At 40.9% G+C, this 21,481-nt stretch carries 15 protein-coding genes, 2 tRNA genes, 3 rRNA genes and 1 pseudogene; 7 read left to right on the top strand and 14 right to left on the bottom strand.

From position 1 onward, the window contains the following. Positions 1-225: 225 nt before the first annotated feature. Positions 226-834 carry a lytic transglycosylase domain-containing protein gene (locus ACS125_RS04950; RefSeq protein ID WP_443270869.1) on the top strand — a complete coding sequence of 203 codons (609 nt, stop codon included), beginning with the start codon at positions 226-228 and terminating at the stop codon, positions 832-834. 53 nt (positions 835-887) lie between these two features. On the opposite strand, the gene cysK is transcribed toward ACS125_RS04950, so the two are convergent. From cysK to ACS125_RS04910, 8 genes and pseudogenes are all read right to left on the bottom strand, one after another. Beyond that, positions 888-1,886: a cysteine synthase A gene (gene cysK / locus ACS125_RS04945; protein ID WP_443270867.1), complete on the bottom strand. Its 999-nt coding sequence runs from the start codon at positions 1,884-1,886 to the stop codon at positions 888-890. A gap of 293 nt (positions 1,887-2,179) precedes the next feature. Continuing rightward, the gene (locus tag ACS125_RS04940; protein ID WP_443270865.1) at positions 2,180-2,722 is read right to left on the bottom strand and encodes a GNAT family N-acetyltransferase; all 543 of its coding nucleotides are present in this window, start codon (positions 2,720-2,722) and stop codon (positions 2,180-2,182) included. 141 nt (positions 2,723-2,863) lie between these two features. Further along, a 5S ribosomal RNA gene (gene rrf / locus ACS125_RS04935) occupies positions 2,864-2,978 on the bottom strand. 179 nt (positions 2,979-3,157) lie between these two features. Then, a 23S ribosomal RNA gene (locus tag ACS125_RS04930) occupies positions 3,158-6,050 on the bottom strand. 352 nt (positions 6,051-6,402) lie between these two features. Next, positions 6,403-6,478 (bottom strand) — tRNA-Ala (locus ACS125_RS04925). 55 nt (positions 6,479-6,533) lie between these two features. Continuing rightward, a tRNA-Ile gene (locus tag ACS125_RS04920) sits at positions 6,534-6,610 on the bottom strand. A gap of 59 nt (positions 6,611-6,669) precedes the next feature. Further along, a 16S ribosomal RNA gene (locus tag ACS125_RS04915) occupies positions 6,670-8,207 on the bottom strand. Together the 16S, 23S and 5S rRNA genes with 2 tRNA genes alongside form the textbook arrangement of a ribosomal RNA operon. Positions 8,208-8,726: 519 nt before the next feature. Continuing rightward, positions 8,727-9,297 (bottom strand): annotated as a pseudogene (locus tag ACS125_RS04910) (TetR/AcrR family transcriptional regulator). Between the two features lie 88 nt (positions 9,298-9,385). On the opposite strand from ACS125_RS04910, the gene ACS125_RS04905 reads away from it, so the two are divergent. After that, positions 9,386-10,600, top strand: coding sequence for an oxygenase MpaB family protein (locus ACS125_RS04905; RefSeq protein WP_443270863.1), 1,215 nt, complete (start codon positions 9,386-9,388; stop codon positions 10,598-10,600). 68 nt (positions 10,601-10,668) lie between these two features. Here ACS125_RS04905 and ACS125_RS04900 read toward each other — a convergent pair whose 3' ends face one another. From ACS125_RS04900 to def, 4 genes are all read right to left on the bottom strand, one after another. After that, a complete protein-coding gene (locus ACS125_RS04900) occupies positions 10,669-10,881 on the bottom strand; it encodes a hypothetical protein (protein ID WP_174731527.1) in 213 nt (70 codons plus the stop codon). A gap of 55 nt (positions 10,882-10,936) precedes the next feature. After that, positions 10,937-13,051 carry a TonB-dependent copper receptor gene (locus tag ACS125_RS04895; RefSeq protein WP_443270861.1) on the bottom strand — a complete coding sequence of 705 codons (2,115 nt, stop codon included), beginning with the start codon at positions 13,049-13,051 and terminating at the stop codon, positions 10,937-10,939. A 72-nt stretch (positions 13,052-13,123) separates the two neighbouring features. Continuing rightward, complete coding sequence (locus ACS125_RS04890) at positions 13,124-13,549, bottom strand: DUF2946 family protein (RefSeq protein ID WP_174731521.1); 426 nt, start codon at positions 13,547-13,549, stop codon at positions 13,124-13,126. Between the two features lie 43 nt (positions 13,550-13,592). Continuing rightward, positions 13,593-14,123, bottom strand: a complete 531-nt coding sequence (gene def / locus ACS125_RS04885; RefSeq protein ID WP_004795267.1) for a peptide deformylase — start codon at positions 14,121-14,123, stop codon at positions 13,593-13,595. Between the two features lie 122 nt (positions 14,124-14,245). Between def and ACS125_RS04880 the strand changes: the two genes are divergently transcribed. The 3 genes from ACS125_RS04880 to ACS125_RS04870 are packed head-to-tail and all read left to right on the top strand — an operon-like array spanning position 14,246 to position 17,173. Then, positions 14,246-15,400 (top strand): LysM peptidoglycan-binding domain-containing protein, encoded by a 1,155-nt coding sequence (locus tag ACS125_RS04880; RefSeq protein ID WP_443270858.1) that lies wholly within the window; start codon positions 14,246-14,248, stop codon positions 15,398-15,400. 20 nt (positions 15,401-15,420) lie between these two features. Then, positions 15,421-16,554, top strand: a complete 1,134-nt coding sequence (gene dprA, locus ACS125_RS04875) for a DNA-processing protein DprA (RefSeq protein ID WP_443270856.1) — start codon at positions 15,421-15,423, stop codon at positions 16,552-16,554. Positions 16,555-16,603: 49 nt separating this feature from the next. After that, positions 16,604-17,173 carry an L-threonylcarbamoyladenylate synthase gene (locus tag ACS125_RS04870; protein ID WP_013199176.1) on the top strand — a complete coding sequence of 190 codons (570 nt, stop codon included), beginning with the start codon at positions 16,604-16,606 and terminating at the stop codon, positions 17,171-17,173. 390 nt (positions 17,174-17,563) lie between these two features. On the opposite strand, the gene ACS125_RS04865 is transcribed toward ACS125_RS04870, so the two are convergent. Together ACS125_RS04865 and ACS125_RS04860 are read right to left on the bottom strand one after the other, a co-directional pair. Then, positions 17,564-18,484 (bottom strand): DMT family transporter, encoded by a 921-nt coding sequence (locus ACS125_RS04865; protein ID WP_081399582.1) that lies wholly within the window; start codon positions 18,482-18,484, stop codon positions 17,564-17,566. A 111-nt stretch (positions 18,485-18,595) separates the two neighbouring features. Continuing rightward, a complete protein-coding gene (locus ACS125_RS04860) occupies positions 18,596-19,249 on the bottom strand; it encodes a TetR/AcrR family transcriptional regulator (protein ID WP_081399583.1) in 654 nt (217 codons plus the stop codon). Between the two features lie 135 nt (positions 19,250-19,384). Between ACS125_RS04860 and ACS125_RS04855 the strand changes: the two genes are divergently transcribed. Together ACS125_RS04855 and ACS125_RS04850 are read left to right on the top strand one after the other, a co-directional pair. Further along, positions 19,385-20,599, top strand: a complete 1,215-nt coding sequence (locus ACS125_RS04855; protein ID WP_005309158.1) for an MFS transporter — start codon at positions 19,385-19,387, stop codon at positions 20,597-20,599. Between the two features lie 21 nt (positions 20,600-20,620). Beyond that, entirely contained in the window at positions 20,621-21,385 is a 765-nt protein-coding gene (locus ACS125_RS04850) for a helix-turn-helix transcriptional regulator (protein ID WP_312824555.1), read from the top strand. Positions 21,386-21,481: the final 96 nt, after the last annotated feature.

Genomic DNA, 21,481 nt, shown 5'->3' with positions numbered 1-21,481 from the left:
TCATAATATATGAAGCATAGAGAGACAGGATGTCTCATTGAAGAAGAATAAGAACGCAGGAAGCGGTAGTTGACAGGAGTTAGCTACATAAGCTGAATACGAAAAAACCTCGACAGGATGTCGGGGTTTTTTCATTTTAATTATACAAAATTCTCACTCTTTGCTTGTGCTGAGCAACAGAACTTATATTGATCCGTTGAGTATGGCTGAATACCATGATTTCATTTGAAATTTGATTATCGGTTTTGTATTTTGCTTACCTCATCTTTATCTAACAATTATTTTAATCCGACTCAAATAAACATTTTGAGTCTCAAATTTTTCGTAATTGCTTTAATGACAATAATGACTGGGTGTACAAGCTTAGGCCCGAATAGTGGTTCATTTTCATGGCGTTCAAATAAGCTCTCGTCTGGTCTACAAAAAGCTTATTCTGTTCCACAAAGCACAGCGAATCGGTTATCTCCAATAATTATTCAAAGTGCTGACCAATATAATGTGCCGCCTCTTTTACTTGCCGCGGTCATAAGACAAGAATCGAGTTACAATACTAATGCCCTCTCGCCTACGGGTGCAGTAGGTTTAACTCAAATTATTCCCAGCTATTGGCAACAAACTTGTACTGGTAATTTGTATGATGAATCTACAAATATTCAATGTGGCGCATATATTTTAAATCATTACTATAAGTCAGCGGATAGTTGGTTCAAAGCAACTGCTTATTATAATGTTGGACCAAGTGGATATCAGAGAAGTTTCTGGACACGGCACAAAGCTAAAAAATATGCTCGATCAGTTAAACATCATCAAAAAGCTTTAAAAAGTGCTTTATAAATAAGCTTAAATAAAAAGCCCATCAATAGATGGGCTTTTTTATAGAGTTAATTTTATTCGTCAAATAAACCATCAAACAGAACAGAAGATAAATAACGCTCCCCACTATCTGGCAGAATAACAACAATAGTTTTACCAACATTTTCAGGGCGTTCTGCAATTTTTGCCGCCGCAGCCAAAGCTGCGCCACTTGAAATACCCACTAGAATACCTTCTTGGGTTGCACAGTTTCTTGCCCACTGAATTGCTTCTTCGCTAGTCACTGGTAAGACTTCATCCACAAGATCTAAATCAAGATTCTTTGGAATAAAGTTCGCACCAATTCCCTGAATTTTATGCGGCGCAGGTGTAATGTTGTCTCCATTTCTAGTTTGAGTAATAATTGGAGACTCAGCAGGTTCAACGGCTACAGAATACAAAGGTTTATTTTGAACTTGTTCGAAATAACGAGAAATACCAGTAATTGTGCCACCAGTACCTACGCCAGCAACCAAAATATCAACTTGTCCACCTGTTGCTTGCCAGATTTCAGGACCAGTTGTATCTACATGGATTTGTGGATTCGCTGGGTTCTCAAATTGCTGAGGTAAGAAATAAACATCTGGCTGTTCAGCTGCTAATCGTATAGCTTCATCAACTGCACCTTTCATTCCTTTCGCTGGTTCAGTTAAAATCAAATTGGCACCGAGAGCTTTTAATACTTTTCTACGCTCAAGACTCATGCTTGCAGGCATAGTTAAAGTAATTGGATAACCCTTAGCAGCTGCAACAAAAGCTAGTGCAATCCCCGTATTACCACTGGTTGGTTCAACAATTTGCATGCCTTCTTTTAACACACCGCGCTTTTCTGCATCTGCAATTAGTGCCGCTCCGATACGACATTTCACAGAAAATGCAGGATTACGGCTTTCCACTTTTGCTAATACGGTTGCACCAGTTTTAATCAAACGATTAATGCGAACTAAAGGAGTATTACCAATAGCTTCTGCATTATTGGAATATACCGCGATCCCTAAATTATTGGGTGTTGGAAATTGCTGATCAGTAGACATGTTATATCCTTATTAGATTTGGAATGATTCTGAATCATTATAAGCTTCTATAATAAACAGGAAAGTAGAAAAGCTAAGTAATACCTAAACTCTCAAATGAACAGTGTCTCTTGTCATAGATTTCTTTTAATAAATAAAAATTTAAAAATTATTTTAAAAAACAAATTATTAGATTAAATAAGTTTATTTAGCTATCCATATCATGCATTAAAAATAAGAGAACATCAGGCTAATATCGCACATCTTCTGGTCATAAATTAAAGCTAATGTTTTTCAAAATTTTATATAGTGAGTTACCAAAGTTCACCCTCTCTCCAATCGGCACAAATAGTATCATCTTCTAAATTATAGGTTAGTCGCTCCTTCAGCTTAGCGCTTAACGGAAATAGCATAATTTGATAATCATCTGTTAGATAAGTGAAAGTATCTTGCTTGATGTATAAATCCCCCCACCACGAAATCCAATCTAATTTTTTATAGAACGTCTCATCTTCAGGCTGTAATGCCGCAAGTTCATAGCCTAAAGTAGTTAAAGCATCAGTTAAATATTTTAATAATTTAGATGCGAGTCCTTTTCCACGCATTTTGACATCAGTAGTCACATATTCTATATAAGCAGTTTTTACAGGGATACCATCTTTTAAGGTGAAAATTCGATCTGTCCATAAAACATGCGACACAATATTATCATCCAATATGCCTATTATATGCACAGCGGTTTGCATGAAGGTATATTGACTCCAAGGATCTTCATCAAAAGCAGCAAAACATAGCTCAGCAATTTGTTGCCGTTGTTGTTTATCTAAGTCATGAGCCGCGATGATTTTAAACTGCATAGGCAGAAACTCTATTTTAATTGTTTAAATCATAAGCAAAGCTCGAAATAATATGAAGTTTTTAGTTAAAACCCCTTAATATTTATTACCCGCATGCAAAAAACACCCCCAACTGTTAAGTTGGGGGTGTTTAGAATAATGAGCTGGCGATGACTTACTCTCACATGGGAAACCCCACACTACCATCAGCGCTAAGAGGTTTCACTTCTGAGTTCGGGAAGGGATCAGGTGGTTCACTCTTGCTATGGTCGCCAGCACAACTGGTATGGATACTTGCATGGGTCTTAATATGCCGATGCGTTTTCCAAATCTTTACAGATGGGCTGATTGAATCTTACTTTATTTGTTCATTTTAGCTAAGCGTATAACTAAATCAAGTTGCTTTGCATATTAATGAATCGATTGATGCTTTATATACAACTGCTTGGGTGTTGTATAGTCAAGCCTCACGAGCAATTAGTATTGGTCAGCTTCACATATCACTATGCTTCCACATCCAACCTATCAACGTCCTAGTCTCGAACGGCTCTTTAGAGGACATAAAGTCCTAGGGAAATCTTATCTTGAGGTAGGCTTCCCGCTTAGATGCTTTCAGCGGTTATCCCTTCCGAACATAGCTACCCGGCGATGCGACTGGCGTCACAACCGGTACACCAGAGGTTCGTCCACTCTGGTCCTCTCGTACTAGGAGCAGATCCTCTCAAATTTCCAGCGCCCACGGTAGATAGGGACCGAACTGTCTCACGACGTTCTAAACCCAGCTCGCGTACCTCTTTAAATGGCGAACAGCCATACCCTTGGGACCTGCTTCAGCCCCAGGATGAGATGAGCCGACATCGAGGTGCCAAACACCGCCGTCGATATGAACTCTTGGGCGGTATCAGCCTGTTATCCCCAGAGTACCTTTTATCCGTTGAGCGATGGCCCTTCCATACAGAACCACCGGATCACTAAGACCTACTTTCGTACCTGCTCGACTTGTGGGTCTCGCAGTTAAGCGCGCTTTTGCCTTTATACTCTACGCGTGATTTCCGACCACGCTGAGCGCACCTTCGTACTCCTCCGTTACTCTTTAGGAGGAGACCGCCCCAGTCAAACTACCCACCAGACATGGTCCTCGCCCCGGATTACGGGGCAGAGTTAGAACCTCAACATTACCAGGGTGGTATTTCAAGGACGGCTCCATTGGAACTAGCGTTCCAACTTCAAAGCCTCCCACCTATCCTACACAAGTAAGGTCAAAGTTCAATGTCAAGCTGCAGTAAAGGTTCACGGGGTCTTTCCGTCTAGCCGCGGGTACACTGCATCTTCACAGCGATTTCGATTTCACTGAGCCTCTGCTGGAGACAGCGCCGCCATCATTATGCCATTCGTGCAGGTCGGAACTTACCCGACAAGGAATTTCGCTACCTTAGGACCGTTATAGTTACGGCCGCCGTTTACTGGGGCTTCGATCAAGAGCTTCGCTTACGCTAACCCCATCAATTAACCTTCCAGCACCGGGCAGGCATCACACCCTATACGTCCACTTTCGTGTTTGCAGAGTGCTATGTTTTTAATAAACAGTTGCAGCGGCCTGGTTTCTGTGGCTGCCAATAGCTCAGACCGCGAGGGTCATCACCGTCAGCAGCGTACCTTCTCCCGAAGTTACGGTACCATTTTGCCTAGTTCCTTCAGCAGAGTTCTCTCAAGCGCCTTGGTCTACTCGACCTGACCACCTGTGTCGGTTTCGGGTACGATTCCTGTGTAACTGAAGCTTAGAGACTTTTCCTGGAAGCATGGTATCAGCCACTTCGCTGTACAAGTACAGCTTGCTATCAGATCTCAGCATAGAGCACCCCGGATTTGCCTAAGATGCATGCCTACTTCCTTCCACCTGGACAACCAACGCCAGGCTGACTTAACCTTCTCCGTCCTCTCATCGCATTACACAGAAGTATTGGAATATTAACCAATTTCCCATCGACTACGCCTTTCGGCCTCGCCTTAGGGGTCGACTCACCCAGCCCCGATTAACGTTGGACTGGAACCCTTGGTCTTTCGGCGAACGGGTTTTTCACCCGTTTTGTCGTTACTCACGTCAGCATTCGCACTTCTGATACCTCCAGCATACTTCTCAATACACCTTCATCGGCTTACAGAACGCTCCCCTACCACTTGACTAAAAGTCAAATCCGCAGCTTCGGCACATAGTTTTAGCCCCGTTACATCTTCCGCGCAGGCCGACTCGACTAGTGAGCTATTACGCTTTCTTTAAAGGGTGGCTGCTTCTAAGCCAACCTCCTAGCTGTCTATGCCTTCCCACATCGTTTCCCACTTAACTATGATTTTGGGGCCTTAGCTGGCGGTCTGGATTGTTTTCCTCTTGACTACGGACGTTAGCACCCGCAGTCTGTCTCCCGGATAGTACTCATAGGTATTCGGAGTTTGCATCGGTTTGGTAAGTCGGGATGACCCCCTAGCCGAAACAGTGCTCTACCCCCTATGGTATTCGTCCGAGGCGCTACCTAAATAGCTTTCGGGGAGAACCAGCTATCACCAGGCTTGATTAGCCTTTCACCCCTATCCACAAGTCATCCCCTGGCTTTTCAACGACAGTGGGTTCGGTCCTCCAGTTAGTGTTACCCAACCTTCAACCTGCTCATGGATAGATCGCCTGGTTTCGGGTCTATACCCAGCAACTAAACGCCCTATTAAGACTCGATTTCTCTACGGCTCCCCTATACGGTTAACCTCGCTACTGAATATAAGTCGCTGACCCATTATACAAAAGGTACGCAGTCACCGAACAAGTCGGCTCCCACTGCTTGTATGCATGCGGTTTCAGGATCTATTTCACTCCCCTCACAGGGGTTCTTTTCGCCTTTCCCTCACGGTACTGGTTCACTATCGGTCAGTCAGGAGTATTTAGCCTTGGAGGATGGTCCCCCCATATTCAGACAAGGTTTCACGTGCCTCGCCCTACTCGTCATCATTATGTGTGCCCTTTCGTGTACGGGAATATCACCCTCTACGTTCGCACTTCCCAGAGCGTTCCACTAAAACACACATAACTTAATGGGCTGATCCCCGTTCGCTCGCCGCTACTAAGGGAATCTCAATTGATTTCTTTTCCTAAGGGTACTGAGATGTTTCACTTCCCCTCGTTCGCCTTGCAACACTATGTATTCATGTTGCAATACCTACCTTAAAGTAGGTGGGTTCCCCCATTCAGAAATCTCCGGATCAAAGGATATTTGCCGCCTCCCCGGAGCTTATCGCAGGCTATTACGTCTTTCATCGCCTCTGACTGCCAAGGCATCCACCACATGCACTTAATTACTTGACTATACAACCCCAAACAGTCGTCAACACTTACAAGTGAGTGTTGTCCGTGCGATTCTTCATCGCTACTATCTGTTGTCTGTGTACTTAAACACTGTACAGCTTCAATCTAAATTCATATACCAAAACGCTTGATTCAGTTAATTTGCTAGTTCTCAATTCATTCAGATTAATTGCTTAATCTAAACTCTTGAGTGAACAATTTATTTCAGACTCAATTTTGCCAATCTGTTAATGAATAAACATGCCTTCGTCAGGTCATGCTTAATACCGTGATACTTAAATCACAGAAGTTAATAAACCAAGATCTAAATCTTTATTTACTAATTTCTGTAATCCGAACTTCTCTTAAGTTCTGGTGGAGACTAGGAGAGTCGAACTCCTGACCTCCTGCGTGCAAAGCAGGCGCTCTACCAACTAAGCTAAGTCCCCAGCTTACATCATCAGTCATGTATCTTTTATCTATAACTTCAACCAGTCAAAGTCATGGTGGGTCTGACAAGACTTGAACTTGTGACCCCACGCTTATCAAGCGTGTGCTCTAACCAACTGAGCTACAGACCCTCAGATACATCTATGAAGAACAACTTGTTGTGGATTCTTACCAATCGTCAATCTTTCGTTAAGGAGGTGATCCAGCCGCAGGTTCCCCTACGGCTACCTTGTTACGACTTCACCCCAGTCATCGGCCACACCGTGGTAACCGCCCTCTTTGCAGTTAGGCTAGCTACTTCTGGTGCAACAAACTCCCATGGTGTGACGGGCGGTGTGTACAAGGCCCGGGAACGTATTCACCGCGGCATTCTGATCCGCGATTACTAGCGATTCCGACTTCATGGAGTCGAGTTGCAGACTCCAATCCGGACTACGATCGGCTTTTTGAGATTAGCATCCTATCGCTAGGTAGCAACCCTTTGTACCGACCATTGTAGCACGTGTGTAGCCCTGGCCGTAAGGGCCATGATGACTTGACGTCGTCCCCGCCTTCCTCCAGTTTGTCACTGGCAGTATCCTTAAAGTTCCCGACATTACTCGCTGGCAAATAAGGAAAAGGGTTGCGCTCGTTGCGGGACTTAACCCAACATCTCACGACACGAGCTGACGACAGCCATGCAGCACCTGTATGTAAGTTCCCGAAGGCACCAATCCATCTCTGGAAAGTTCTTACTATGTCAAGGCCAGGTAAGGTTCTTCGCGTTGCATCGAATTAAACCACATGCTCCACCGCTTGTGCGGGCCCCCGTCAATTCATTTGAGTTTTAGTCTTGCGACCGTACTCCCCAGGCGGTCTACTTATCGCGTTAGCTGCGCCACTAAAGCCTCAAAGGCCCCAACGGCTAGTAGACATCGTTTACGGCATGGACTACCAGGGTATCTAATCCTGTTTGCTCCCCATGCTTTCGCACCTCAGCGTCAGTGTTAGGCCAGATGGCTGCCTTCGCCATCGGTATTCCTCCAGATCTCTACGCATTTCACCGCTACACCTGGAATTCTACCATCCTCTCCCACACTCTAGCTAACCAGTATCGAATGCAATTCCCAAGTTAAGCTCGGGGATTTCACATTTGACTTAATTAGCCGCCTACGCGCGCTTTACGCCCAGTAAATCCGATTAACGCTTGCACCCTCTGTATTACCGCGGCTGCTGGCACAGAGTTAGCCGGTGCTTATTCTGCGAGTAACGTCCACTATCTCTAGGTATTAACTAAAGTAGCCTCCTCCTCGCTTAAAGTGCTTTACAACCATAAGGCCTTCTTCACACACGCGGCATGGCTGGATCAGGCTTCCGCCCATTGTCCAATATTCCCCACTGCTGCCTCCCGTAGGAGTCTGGGCCGTGTCTCAGTCCCAGTGTGGCGGATCATCCTCTCAGACCCGCTACAGATCGTCGCCTTGGTAGGCCTTTACCCCACCAACTAGCTAATCCGACTTAGGCTCATCTATTAGCGCAAGGTCCGAAGATCCCCTGCTTTCTCCCGTAGGACGTATGCGGTATTAGCATTCCTTTCGAAATGTTGTCCCCCACTAATAGGCAGATTCCTAAGCATTACTCACCCGTCCGCCGCTAAGTGATAGTGCAAGCACCATCACCCCGCTCGACTTGCATGTGTTAAGCCTGCCGCCAGCGTTCAATCTGAGCCATGATCAAACTCTTCAGTTAAAAATCATTTTGCACCTTATTAAAGACAAGGTGCCAATTCTGGCTCATCAATTTTCTGACTTAAATTTCGCTCAAATAAACTTCGAGTAATTTAAACCAATCAATCAATGATAATATTTCGATTAATCAATCAGTAAAAATCCACACAAGTTGTTCTTCAATTCTCTTAATGATCTTCTTCCTGGTTCGTCACCAGCAAGCTAGGTCGGCTATATTACTCTTAATCTCTTAAAAGTCAACAGGTAATTTCGATATTTTTAAAACTTAGTCTCAAAACCAACTTCTCACCAAATTCATCACTTAAAGTAACCAACTTAATTCTAAGTAACTGTTTTTCAACAAGTTCTTATCTGCATCACCGCCGATGGATGTGCATTATAGAGGATTAAGATCCCTTTGCAAGCGAAAATTAGAAACTTATGACTTGAGCGTTCACTTTTAAATCAACAGCCAATACAACCTATTGTTTTATATAAGTAATTATTTTAATTATTTATTTTTGACCTAAATAAGCCAAGATCATGCTCGACAATTCACGCTTAAGTTGTTGTTCTGATATAAGAAAATTGTTCTGACTCACATATCGCATCATCGTAAAAAGCGTACTATTAATAATTACAAAGGATTTATGCTTCACCTGTTCGAAGTCCCACTGATGAGGATTTCTACTAAATGTATAAAGTCCTACTTCAAAAAAATGCTTTTCTAAAATCTGAGCAGCTTGCGAATGACTATAGTTATGCCAATGTTTCAGTACTTCTATAAAAAATCCATGATCAGCTTTTAATGCATTAAACCCTAGCTCTATCGCCAAGGGGATGAGCAGGTCTAAAGGAATATTCCCTTGCTGCATAACTAGCTCTTTAAGTTGATGTCCTAATAGTTCGCTTTTACGGCGTAATAGTTCTTCTATGATTTGATCTTTATTCTCAAAGTATTGGTAAATCGAACCTACACTTACTCCAGATTTCTCTGCAATTTTAGGAGTTGTGGTATGTAGTAATCCATGTTGGGCAATACAGTGTTGTGTCGCCTCTAAAATATGGTCAACAATAATTTTTGAGCGCTGTTGCTGGGGAGCTTTTCTCATCGGTTGTTTATTCGTTAAATGCGAATTGAATGCGAATAATTATTCATATTAGCCTATTTATTATTCAGTTCAATAAGTAAGTAACGATATGCAAACAATTAGCCCAACTCGACTTGCTTCTTTTAATGACATGCAAGACAGTAATTTTTTTACTCAGTTTTTAAATATCTGTTGCGAAAAAACAGCTCAACCAAACTATACAGAATATGTGTCTTTACAACGCGCTCTTTGTGAAGGAGACATTGAAATGGATAAGGTGATTGATTGGGTTATGCAAAACCCCAAAGATCACCGCATGATTTTTGAGAAGATATTATTTCAAGGCCGCGATGACCTATCTGAGCCGGTACCTACTGAGTTAGAAAATTTCTTTAATTACATTGAACAAAAGCCTGAATGGTTAGATCAGCGCCAAATTGATGAGGCTGTTAAATTTACTCATCGTTTAGGAGTAAATAATGGTTTTATCCTTAGAGATTTATCTTTAATGGCAGGATATTTATATCCTGGATTTAATCAGCCTCTAATTTTAACGGGCGCGTTGAAAAAACAGGCGGGTAATCGTTTAGCAGAAACCACAAAATGGTGGGTTGATATTACTGAACCTCAGGGACTTGTCCGTTTAAGCTCAGGTTTCACGTCAACGATTTATGTTCGCTTTATTCATGCACTTGTTCGTCGGCAATTAAAGAAGTCTGATCGCTGGGATAGTGAAGTTTGGGGGATTCCTCTTAATCAATTTGATTTGGCAATGACTAATTTGGCTTTTAGCAGTGTAGTTTTACTTGGTATTAGGGCTTTAGGTGTATGGCCAACGAAACAAGAAGCTAAGAATTTTTTACATTTTTGGCGTTATGTTGGCTGGTTAATGGGTATTGATGAAAAATGGCTTATTCAATCTGAATCCGAAGGTTGGCGATTACTTTACTGGATGCAGTTTGCTCACCCTCGCTCTGATCACAGCAGTGTTGAACTAGGTTCAAGCTTATCTAAAGAGCCTTTTGAGAGAAAATATCTGCATTTACGCTCGTTACAGCAGAAGCTTGCATATCGGCAACATTTAGAACTTACCCAATTTTTTATTGGTAAGAAAAGAATGAAACTACTTGGATTGCCTCAGCAGTCTGCTTCATGGTTTGCTTATTATTTGATTGTGCGCAATTCACTACTTTATAGTGGTGCGAAGCTTTCACCAAAAGTTGAAAAGTTTTTATCTAAGTCAGGTCGCAATATACAAAAGCTTGGCTTAACGCTTTATCAGAATCAAGGTAAGGCAAAAACCTTAGCGAGTATGCATCAATAATTTTTAAAACCTAAAAATAAAAAATGGAAGCCTGTTAACCAGACTTCCTTTTTCAAATATTAAGGGGCTTATTGAGCTGATGAACTGTGCATGTGCATTTCAGCGTGGTTCATTTGCTCAGGCGACTCCATCATCTGCTTATTTTTTTGACTTGGCATATAGTCAGGCTCATTATTGATCGCCAAGTAAAAAATGATCATAAATAATAAGCTCAAGATAGAAGCCACAATAAGTAACTTCCATCCCCACCAAGACTGCTCAGGCGATAATTTATTTGTCATTTCATTTCTCTCATTCAATTAATATTTTTCAGTTCATTTCATTCGCTATAGCTTATTAAAACTTCATGCTCATACGAACCCAGTAATTTCTTCCGATATTATTGAATTGCTCTTCACTCGCAAATCCAAAGCCTGCACTACCCGCTTTGTTTAAGTGTTCGGTGTAGGTTTTATCTAATACGTTATCGACACCAACAGAGACATCGATATCTTTACGAAGGTTGTAACTTCCGTTTAGAGAAAGAGTCGAAAAACCTTTACTTGGTTTTAGGTCATATCCCACGATATTACCTTGATGCAGACTCACGCGGTTCTGTTCAGCAACTGCTCGCCACAACAGACCTAAGTTATATTTGTCAGCCACATAGCGGATATTTAAACGACCTTCTAAAGGTGAAATTTGAGGTAGTGGTTTATCATCTGTAGTGTTTTTACCCCATGCATACATCGCACTCAAATCTGCCTGAATATGATCAGTAAATTGATATCCAATACCCGCTTCTGCCCCCGCAATAGTTGCATCGACATTTTTAGCGCCCGCAGTAATATCATGGCTCATATCATGTCCACCCATTCCAGTACTTGGATGATGGTGATAACTCATTAAAATGTAGTCATCTACTAAGCCCACATAAGCAGATGCCCATGTATTTAAAGCACCATGTTGCTGCTGGAAGCCCATATCCAACTGTAATGTTTTCTCAGGATTTACACCGTTAAATGTATTGGTTGAGCCAGCATTCCCATGTTTAGGCGAGAAAAGCTCCCAATAATCAGGCATACGCTCTACATAACCTAAACCGATATAGCTTTTTAGGTCATGCTCAGGATGTTGGTTTTCCCAGCGTACAAATGCACTTGGTAAAGTCTTTTCAAGTTTGGTGTTAAAACCTTGTGCTTGAGAGTCGGCACGTTCATCTTCAACTGTGACTCGATCTAAACGCACACCTGTGACCAGCTTGTTGAGATCGTTCCATTGATAACCAAGCTCACCAAAAGCACCGTATGATTGAAAACGCATATCTTGACGATATGGAACATTCATAGAAGGCATATTTGGCGATGACATGCTACCGCCATGTTTATTGAATTGAGAATCTACACCTGTAATTAAACTCCACTTATTCCATTCAGAAGTCATGGCTAAGCGTGAATTTAGTGTACGGCGTGTTACTTGCATTGCCATCGCGTTCGGCATCAGCATGGTCATACCACCATGATTCATTTCAACTAATGGCGGAGTACGTAAGCTAAAGTTATCCATAATATGGTCGTTATAGCTGTAGTTCACCTGCCCTTCAATTTTCTTAATGACATCAGTGATATTTTTCTTTTCAAAACGCAGCCCTAGGCTTTCACGCGCAAACTGAGAACCATCCATTGAACGTCCAGCATAAAGCGATTCACCATCAGATTTCCCACCCGTGAACTCGATCCAAGTGTTTTCATCTGGAGTGAAGCCAAGCGCTATATCTGCATTCCACTTTTTCCATGCTGAGGGCACTGTATTGCCATCACCATCTTGATAACTATTGGATTCTGAACGGTTGGCATTTAAACGAATATATTTTTTCTCATCACCCAATGCTGCTTCAACATTATGGTCAATACGCCCATATGAACCTAGCAAGACACTCGCTTGCCCACGATAAGGTTTTTCAGAGGTGAGTTTCTCAGGTTGACGTTCAAAAAGTACCGTAGCGGCCGAACCTGTATTGGCATATTGAACCGTTTGTGGACCTTTAATGACAGAAATACGATCATAACTTTCTGGAGAGATATAAGAAGTCGGAGCATCCATACGGTTTGGACATGCGCCTAGGTTTTCTGTTCCATCTGTCAAAATTTTGATGCGTGAACCAAACATACCACGGAAGGTCACATCACCATTAGTTCCACCGCTTTGTATTGAGTTGAAACCCATAATACTTTGTAGATAATCTGCCCCATCTGTAGCAGGTACTGGCTGAATCGGCTGTTTCGGGTCGGCATGTACAATCAGACCATTTGCATCGTTACCTTGCTGAGCTGTAACAACAATAGGTGCTAATGAGTGAAGTGTTGTGGTATCAACATCATTTTTTTCTGAATCTGCAAAAACGAGACCCGAATGAGAGACAGCAAGCATCGCAACCCATAGAGGCTGTAATAAGAATTTAGAATGTGGCATTTTTATACGCTCTAAAACATAAATAAAGTGATATTGAAGTCAGTTAAGACCCCAACAAAAAATTGCTTTTATTTATGCAAATAGAGGCGGTGCGCGCCCTTGAGGGAGTAGGAAAAGTCGCTGTAGCGCAAAGTAAACATGTCGAAATGCTTGTTGATAGGCAACCAAGCGGACTTGTATGCGGACTAAAACTTCTTTTACACCAAATTCAGGTGGTAAAACCAGATTGGCATAGACGGTACAATATTGACACTGGTGATTTGCATCATGATGGTCATGTTGCCCCGAGGCTTGTGTCTGTTCAATATGATGTTCATGATGTGAATGCATGGTATGTGACATGGTTTCCATCTGTGCTTTCGGTTTAAGCAAAGCACGAGTAATAGTTTCACAGACCGGAGCAATTTGATATTGCTTCGGTAATAGCGGCTGTAGAAATACCGCAACCTGTAAAAATACTGCTGCACATGCAAGCAGTAAACCACTACGAAAAACCAAAAATCACATCCACACTATATTAATGTTTCAAGAATAGAAATTTTTAACGTTTTACTGCAACTTTTTCACGCTCACGTTGACGAACAACTTTTTCGACTTTTTCTCGAGCACGCTGACGTTTAAGTGGCGACAAATAATCCACAAATAATTTGCCATTTAAGTGATCCATTTCATGTTGGATACAAACAGCGAGAAGTCCATCAGCTTCTATCTCAAATGCTTGACCTTCAAGGTTAATTGCCTCAATTTTCACACGTGACGGGCGCTCAACTTTGTCGTATATTTGTGGCACCGATAGGCAGCCTTCTTCGTACTGCTGCTTATCTTCTGTCAGTGGAGTGATTTTGGGGTTAATAAAAACCAAGGGTTCATCTTTAGCTTCAGATAAATCGATAACGATTAACTGAATATGACGATCTACCTGTGAAGCTGCTAAACCAATACCGGGTGCGGCATACATGGTTTCAAGCATATCTGCTGCAAGTTGACGAATTTCATCAGTAACTTCTTCAACAGGCTTAGCAATGGTACGAAGACGGGGATCAGGAAAACTTAAAATAGGTAATAAGGCCATACTGACGTCCTCACTTATGCCATTGATTGAAAAACCAAATGAAGGAAATACTTCATCGAAAAATTGTGTGTAAGCCGCCTATTATAACGCATCTGCACGCATAATTTTTAGGAATTATCATAATGAAAAAGGTTTTTAACGGCATGGTTGAATTTCATGCTTTGGGGATAAAAAAGCATTTACTTGCTTTCGCACTTTTTACAGGGGTTGCAATGGGTACAGTAGCAGAGGTTCATGCTGCTAGTCCGAACCATAATCCACCCTCTTTAAAAAGCAATGCACCACATGTCTACGTTGTAAAACGCGGAGATACGCTGTGGGATATTTCCGGTCATTTCCTAAGCAAACCTTGGCGCTGGCCAGAAATCTGGGCAAATAATCAACATGTCAAAAATCCACACTGGATTTATCCTGGTGACCGATTGTTGTTATGCAGTGTAGCCGGTCGACCATTGATCGGTAAAGATGAGGGAGATGGTTGCGTTGGCATTATTCGTCGCTACACAGGCCAAATGACAAACTTGCAACCTCAAGTTCGTGTGGAATCGCTTAACGACAATGTGCCTGTTATTCCACTTGAACATATCAAACAGTGGTTAGAACACAGCACAATTTTGCCAGCCGATGCAATTGAACACACTCCTTATGTAGTAGGAACTGCTGATCAACGCGTGCTTGCCGCAAGAGGCCAAACCATTTATGCGCGTGGACAAGGTTTAGTTAATGGTCAACGTTATGCAGTCTACCGTGAAGGTGAACCTTATTATTTCACAGACAGTAAAGGTAAAAAGCATAGTCTAGGTATTGAACTGCAACAAGTTGCTTCAGGGATTGCGATCTCTTCTGAAAAGGACATAACAACGCTGGAGTTAACTGATAGCTACAATTCCGAAGTACGCCGTGGCGATCGGGTTATGCCGGAAGAAGAAGCAACATTACCTACTTTATTTTATCCGGTAGACGCCACTCAAGTTACAGATGCCGGCAAGATCATTCGTGTAATGGGTTCAATTGGCAGCGCTGCCAAAAATAGTGTCGTGACTTTAGACCGAGGTACAGCACAAGGAATGCAAGTGGGACAAGTTTTTGATATCACTCAAAAAGGCGAGACCATTCGCGACCCTAAAACCAAAGAACCAATACAGTTACCAGGACAACAAATTGGTAGTCTGATGGTTTTTAGAACCTTTGATCAGCTTAGCTATGCCTACGTATTAGAAAGTGACTTACCTATTAAAGTAGGTTCAAGTATTCAGCCACCTCGTTTTGATGATTAACGCTGGATATACCCTTTACAATGCTTACTCAACTTTCTTCACACCATTACCACACGCTTAAAGTGTGGTATTTGGTGCAACACTCATTAGTTAGCTTCAAAAAAATTGTCAATTATTTTGGTAGCTGTGAAAAAGCGATCCAACCTGCTGGGTTAGCTCAATGGTGCAATCTCGGGTTACATGCTAATCATTTAAAACGCGTAGATGAATTTCAAACTGCTCAGGGTCAAGCTCAGTTTAAAAAACTAATTGAGCAGATCCAGCAATATACCGACTTTGTTTTAACATCAGAAGACCTGGGCTATCCTACGCAATTACTACCTTATACAGACCATCCACCCATCATATTTGGAAAAGGCCAAGCTCAAGCTTTGTTACAACCACAAATTGCGATTGTAGGCAGTCGAAAACCAAGCCCACATGGTCGTCAGGTTGCTTATGATTTTGCGTATTACTTAAGTGAAAAAGGTTTTTACGTAAGTAGTGGCTTGGCATATGGCATTGACGAAGCTGCTCACCAAGGAGCTTCAGCACATCAACGTACTATTGCAGTAACGGGAACAGGTTTAGATAGTACCTACCCAGCTCAAAATAAAAAACTTGCAGAGCAGATCTTGGCTCAAAACGGCGCCATCATTACTGAGTTTTTGCCCGGTACGCCACCATTACAGCAACATTTTCCTCGTAGGAACCGAATTGTCAGTGGCTTGAGTTTAGGTGTGTTAGTGGTAGAAGCTACTTTAAAAAGTGGTTCTCTTATTACTGCGAACAAAGCTGCCGAGCAAGGTAAAACGGTATTTGCCATTCCTGGTCATATTTACAGTGAGTTCCATCAGGGCTGTCATCAACTTATTCGTGAAGGAGCCATTTTAGTCGATCATCCTGAACAAATTATTGAAGATCTTGCTTTACCTACTCAATGGCAAAGTCAGCAACAGAACTCAACTGAAGAGGTCGTGGTTTCTTGTGCTCCAGAAATTCCTGAACATTTGATTAACCTTTATCAGTCTTTAGACTGGGTCGGACAAAATATTGATCAGCTTGTCATACACCACTCTCAACCTGTGGCAGAACTCACCTCTTCACTCATGGAACTAGAACTACTTGGTTTATGTATGCAACAATCAGGGCTGTATTTACGTTGTCGCTCTTAGAGCTGGAGCGCAATAGCAATTCTGTTTGATTGAAAGGAAGAGTATTACCATGATTACCACCTCAGTTACCGAAGCAGCCGAATGTTTACAACAAGGTCAAGTTTTGGCATATCCAACTGAGGCAGTCTGGGGGTTAGGTTGCGACCCTTTTAACGAACAAGCTTTTCAAAAGATTCTTGAGTTAAAGCAAAGGCCTATTGAAAAGGGAGTGATTTTATTAGCAGGTCATATTAGCCAAGTTGAGCACCTGCTCACTTCGCTACCTCAAACAACCCAACAAGAAATTATTGATTGTTGGACGAATCATCAACCTTCTGAAAGAGCTACTACTTGGCTATTACCTGCTGGCGAACATATTCCTTCTTGGATTAAAGGTGAACATCCACTTGTTGCTGTTCGAGTCACCACACATCCTTTGTGTGTGGCATTATGCAATGCTTTTCATGGTTTTATTGTCTCGACGAGTGCTAACCCAAGTGGGCAAGAGCCTGCTCATTCACTACAAGATGCCTGCCAATACTTTGGTTCACAATTAAACTATCTCAATGGTGATTTAGGCCAAAGTCAGCAACCAAGTAGAATTATTAATGCTCTCACTGGAGAGATTATTCGCGCCTAATTTCAGACAAAAAAAAGCTCAGTTATATAGGGATAACTGAGCATAAAAAAGGATGGGTATATACCGCATCCAGAGGGTTTGGATATCTCTGCAACGAAAGATAATTTGCAAAAAAGCACGTCTTTCGTAGTGGTCGCTATTATGTAGTAAGAGATTAAATGAGAGAAATATATTATTTCTCTAAAAAAAGCATGAAAAGTGTAGGGAATTTACGAGTTTTCACTTATAAATTAAAATTATATTAATATTTTTACTCGGCTTTTTTAATATTTATATTTCAACCTACTTTTATAAACTATTTATAAATCATATAGAAAAACTTTAACTAAGAAAAAAATGGCATATTTTCATCAGTTTTTTTCAAAATATGCCATAGTTTTTTTAACGACTTTAGTTCTGCTCTTGCATTAAGTTGCTCTTTTTAGGACTGACTTTTTTCTGAGCCATAATGATACCAATTAAGATAACAATCCCACCTATTGTGTGATAGATGGTCCATTGCTCAGATAACCAAAGGCTTGCAATAACTGCTGTAAAAACAGGAACCAGGTTCATAAAAATACTTGTTCTATTGGGGCCAAGTTGTTGAACAGCCAACATCCAAACTAACGGTGCAATGAGTGAAGCAAATACACCTGCATAAATAGCACTTGGTGCATTTTGTGCATTTAAAGCATCTAGTCCAAACCAAAAAATTAAAGGAAGATGAAATATTACAGAAAATCCGATCTGAACATATAAGCTTGTCATGATTGGAAGTGGAAGCTGCCATTTTTTAAGGAAAACCCCATAAAATGCATAGAAGAATACGGCAATAATCATCAATGCATCACCAAGATGTCCGCCTCCACTTAATAAGTGGCTAATATTCCCTTGGGACATGACATATAGCAAACCAGCGAAAGATAAAATACTGCCAAAAACTGCAAATCGATTAGGCACATCTTTTAAAATCGCAAGCGAAACAAAGATTGTAAAGATAGGAATAAATGCATTCACAATTCCCATATTGGTTGCACTAGTATAATGGGCAGCCGTATAAGCAAGTCCTTGATAAAGCACCATTCCAAATGCACTTAACACAGCCAGCTTAGGTAAATATGGTATTAATAATCGTCTTTGTCTCCAAACAGGCAAAAACATAAATGGAGTCAAAATAATAAAAGCAATTAACCACCGATAAAAACTAATACTTACCGGAGAAATATAATCCGAGACATAGCGGGTGACTACAATATTTAAAGACCAAATCAGTACTGCCAAAATGGGAAAAATAAATGCCCATTTGTGATATTTCATGACCTGACTCATAGTAATACACCATCTACAAAAGAGATTTTATTTTGAAGAATGTCTTAATAAATTGAAATATCGTATTTCCGACATTGATATTGAACTTAGGACATCATCTTTTTCTAGAATCTAAAATAATGTCCAAGCTTTCACCGCATGGCCTACCACTTTATGTAATTGCTCGCTACTCGCACCATCTCTCGCTTGAATAGTCAGCCCTTGAACGACAGTAGTATAAAAATCAGTCATTTCCTGTAAAGGAGCGTGAGAAGATAAATCCCCTTGCTCCACACCTTGCTGAAGCCGTTTTAATAATTTTTCTTTTGTCTTTACGCGCTTATCTAATAGATTTTGCTGTACATCTTGAGTTGCATCAGAGCAATTCATAGCAGCAACGACCACCATACAACCTGCTGGCTTATTCGGCTGAACCAATCTTTTAACAATGTCATAAAGATATAACTCAACAGCAATTTTTGCAGTTTTTGCTTCTACAAATATAGTGTCAATCGGACATCCTTCATGAGCTAAATAGTAATCAACACATCTGTAAAACAGCCCTTCTTTGTCGCCGAAGGCACTATATAAGCTCGGTGCTGTAATTTCCAAAGCTTGTGTTAAATCACTAATAGACGTTGCTTCATAACCATGCTCCCAAAACAGCAACATTGCTTTTTGCAAAACCTGTTGTTCATCAAAGCATTTAGGGCGTCCACGCTTTTTTTTCAGCGCGTCTTCTGTAACAGCTAAATTCGTTTCATGCCTATTTGTCATAAAGATCACATCTATTTTTATAACAATCGTTATTAAATTAATTGACGTTCGATTTTTTATCAACTATTTTATTTTCATAATGATCGTTAGTTAATTAATAAATTGCCTTTCTTCACTCTAAATTTAGCCAAGTAAGGATTTCTTATGGACCAATCTTCTATTTCTAAAGCGCGACCCACGACCTCCCCTCAAGGGAGCTGGTTTGCCATTTTGGCCGTTGCGATTGCAGCGTTTGCATTAGTAACAAGTGAATTTTTACCTGTTGGCGTTTTAAATAGTGTTGCAACAGATTTAAATATTTCTGTAGGTACAGCTGGTCTTATTATTACTGTACCCGGCATTATGGCAGCAATTGCCGCCCCTCTATTACCTGTATCTGTGAAACAACTTGATCGGCGTTATGTGCTTATTTTGCTGACAGCCATTATGGTTATTGCCAATACCATTACTGCCTTTGCAGAAAACTTCCATATTTTATTGCTCAGTCGCTTAATTTTAGGAATTTCGATTGGGGGTTTCTGGGCGACAGCAATTGCTTTAAGTGGGAAATTAGCTCCCTCACATCTTCCTATTGCTAAAGCAACAGCAGTCGTGATGGCAGGTGTAACTTTTGCGACAGTTTTAGGTGTTCCGATTGGAACATGGTTAAGTGAATTTTATGGTTGGCGCAGCGCTTTTGGAATTACCGCAGGAATTGGTTTAATTGTTTTAATCTTACAATTAATCTTTTTACCTAAACTTGTTCCAGACTCCGCAATTCACATAAGAGATTTGCCAGCATTATTACGCACCCCTAAAGCACGTAGTGGTATGTTGATCGTTTTACTGATTGGACTTGCTCATTTTTGTGCTTATAGCTATTTAGCACCTTTCTTCAAAAATATTGCAGGATTCAACGGCACAACAATTAGTTCATTATTATTGCTCTATGGAATTGCAGGTATTTTCGGAAATGCGTTTGCTGGATATAGCGGTAATTTAAATGTCCGATATACACTTGCCTTTGTTAGCGCTTGCTTTGCAATTGTGTTTTTTGGATTCCCACTTTTTGCCATTCATGAATTTGGTGCTATTGTCTTAACAGCTTTATGGGGCTTTGCATTTGGTGCTTTCCCTACCTCAGCAAATATCTGGATGTTTGTACATGCACCAAATGCAGTTGAAAAAGGTATGCCTCTTTTTGTAGGTATGTTTCAGGTGATGATTGCAACAGGTTCATTATTAGGTGGATATGTAGTTGATCATTTCAATGAAAATACTTTAATTTATGGCGTATTAAGCTTTGTTGCCCTAGCATTACTAAGTACATTCACCTTAGCAAAAGGTTTAAACAATCCTAAAGCGACTTGTGAAAATTAAAATATAAGTCAGAGTAAATAAATGAAAAATGAGGACCAGCAATTTTCTTTATTGAACAGTATAGAAGTTCATGAGTTTCTATACCAAAAAGAAGATATTGTTCGTCCTCATGCTTCTCTCTGGGGGGATTTTAATTTCAGCTTAAATGGTATTTTAGAAATACAAGTCGAGGAACAACTATATCTTTCTCCCCCTAGCTATGGTCTTTGGATTCCACCTCAAACTGTTCATCAATCCACTCATATCGACCATGAAATTCACTATATATGTATTCGCCTGCATCCACGCCTATGTTCTATTTTAGGTGACGTCTGTAAATGCTTTAGTATTCAGCCTTTCTTTCGAACCTTAGTTTTACAAATTCTCAAACAGCAAAAACAAATCGAAAAACCTGAATATTTGGAACATCTTTTACAAGTTTTATTCGATCAACTCACACAGGCCCCTGCCTATTCACATTATTTACCGCAAACGCGACATCCTGTTTTATTGCCTATACTAGAAAAACTCTCAGACCCATTACTTTTTGATCACTCTTTACAGCAGTTGCTACAAAATTTCTCAGTGAGTGATCGTCACTTATTACGTTTGAGTCAACAAGAGCTTCAGCTTTCGTTGTCGGAATGGCGTAACCGAGCCAAAATTGTTTATGCCATTCATCAGATCCGCCAAGGGACATCCATTAAGCGTTTAGCATACGATTTAGGTTATCAACATAGCTCAAGTTTTATCGAGTTTTTTAAACGCTATACTGGGCAAACACCTATACAAATTAGAAATAACTAGAATTTAGTTTATCTTTAAAAACTTTTTCTTTTTTGAACACGAATATTATTGCACTGCCCATCAATAGCAGTTAAAACAAATGCGTTACTTGATATC

The sequence above is a fragment of the Acinetobacter sp. PFS20 genome, from assembly GCF_052261015.1.
Classification (GTDB): domain Bacteria; phylum Pseudomonadota; class Gammaproteobacteria; order Pseudomonadales; family Moraxellaceae; genus Acinetobacter.
The sequence above is the reverse complement of the archived record's forward strand: the minus strand, read 5'-3'. Positions and strand labels throughout refer to the sequence as shown.

What these genes read in the sequence shown, in the direction of transcription:
- dprA (WP_443270856.1), top strand. Translation starts at nt 15,421, where the DNA reads ATGCTTACTCAACTTTCTTCACACCATTACCACACGCTTAAAGTGTGG.
- ACS125_RS04905 (WP_443270863.1), top strand. Translation starts at nt 9,386, where the DNA reads ATGCAAACAATTAGCCCAACTCGACTTGCTTCTTTTAATGACATGCAA.
- ACS125_RS04940 (WP_443270865.1), bottom strand. Translation starts at nt 2,722, where the DNA reads ATGCAGTTTAAAATCATCGCGGCTCATGACTTAGATAAACAACAACGG.
- def (WP_004795267.1), bottom strand. Translation starts at nt 14,123, where the DNA reads ATGGCCTTATTACCTATTTTAAGTTTTCCTGATCCCCGTCTTCGTACC.
- ACS125_RS04865 (WP_081399582.1), bottom strand. Translation starts at nt 18,484, where the DNA reads ATGAGTCAGGTCATGAAATATCACAAATGGGCATTTATTTTTCCCATT.
- ACS125_RS04855 (WP_005309158.1), top strand. Translation starts at nt 19,385, where the DNA reads ATGGACCAATCTTCTATTTCTAAAGCGCGACCCACGACCTCCCCTCAA.
- cysK (WP_443270867.1), bottom strand. Translation starts at nt 1,886, where the DNA reads ATGTCTACTGATCAGCAATTTCCAACACCCAATAATTTAGGGATCGCG.
- ACS125_RS04880 (WP_443270858.1), top strand. Translation starts at nt 14,246, where the DNA reads ATGAAAAAGGTTTTTAACGGCATGGTTGAATTTCATGCTTTGGGGATA.
- ACS125_RS04870 (WP_013199176.1), top strand. Translation starts at nt 16,604, where the DNA reads ATGATTACCACCTCAGTTACCGAAGCAGCCGAATGTTTACAACAAGGT.
- ACS125_RS04900 (WP_174731527.1), bottom strand. Translation starts at nt 10,881, where the DNA reads ATGACAAATAAATTATCGCCTGAGCAGTCTTGGTGGGGATGGAAGTTA.
- ACS125_RS04850 (WP_312824555.1), top strand. Translation starts at nt 20,621, where the DNA reads ATGAAAAATGAGGACCAGCAATTTTCTTTATTGAACAGTATAGAAGTT.
- ACS125_RS04895 (WP_443270861.1), bottom strand. Translation starts at nt 13,051, where the DNA reads ATGCCACATTCTAAATTCTTATTACAGCCTCTATGGGTTGCGATGCTT.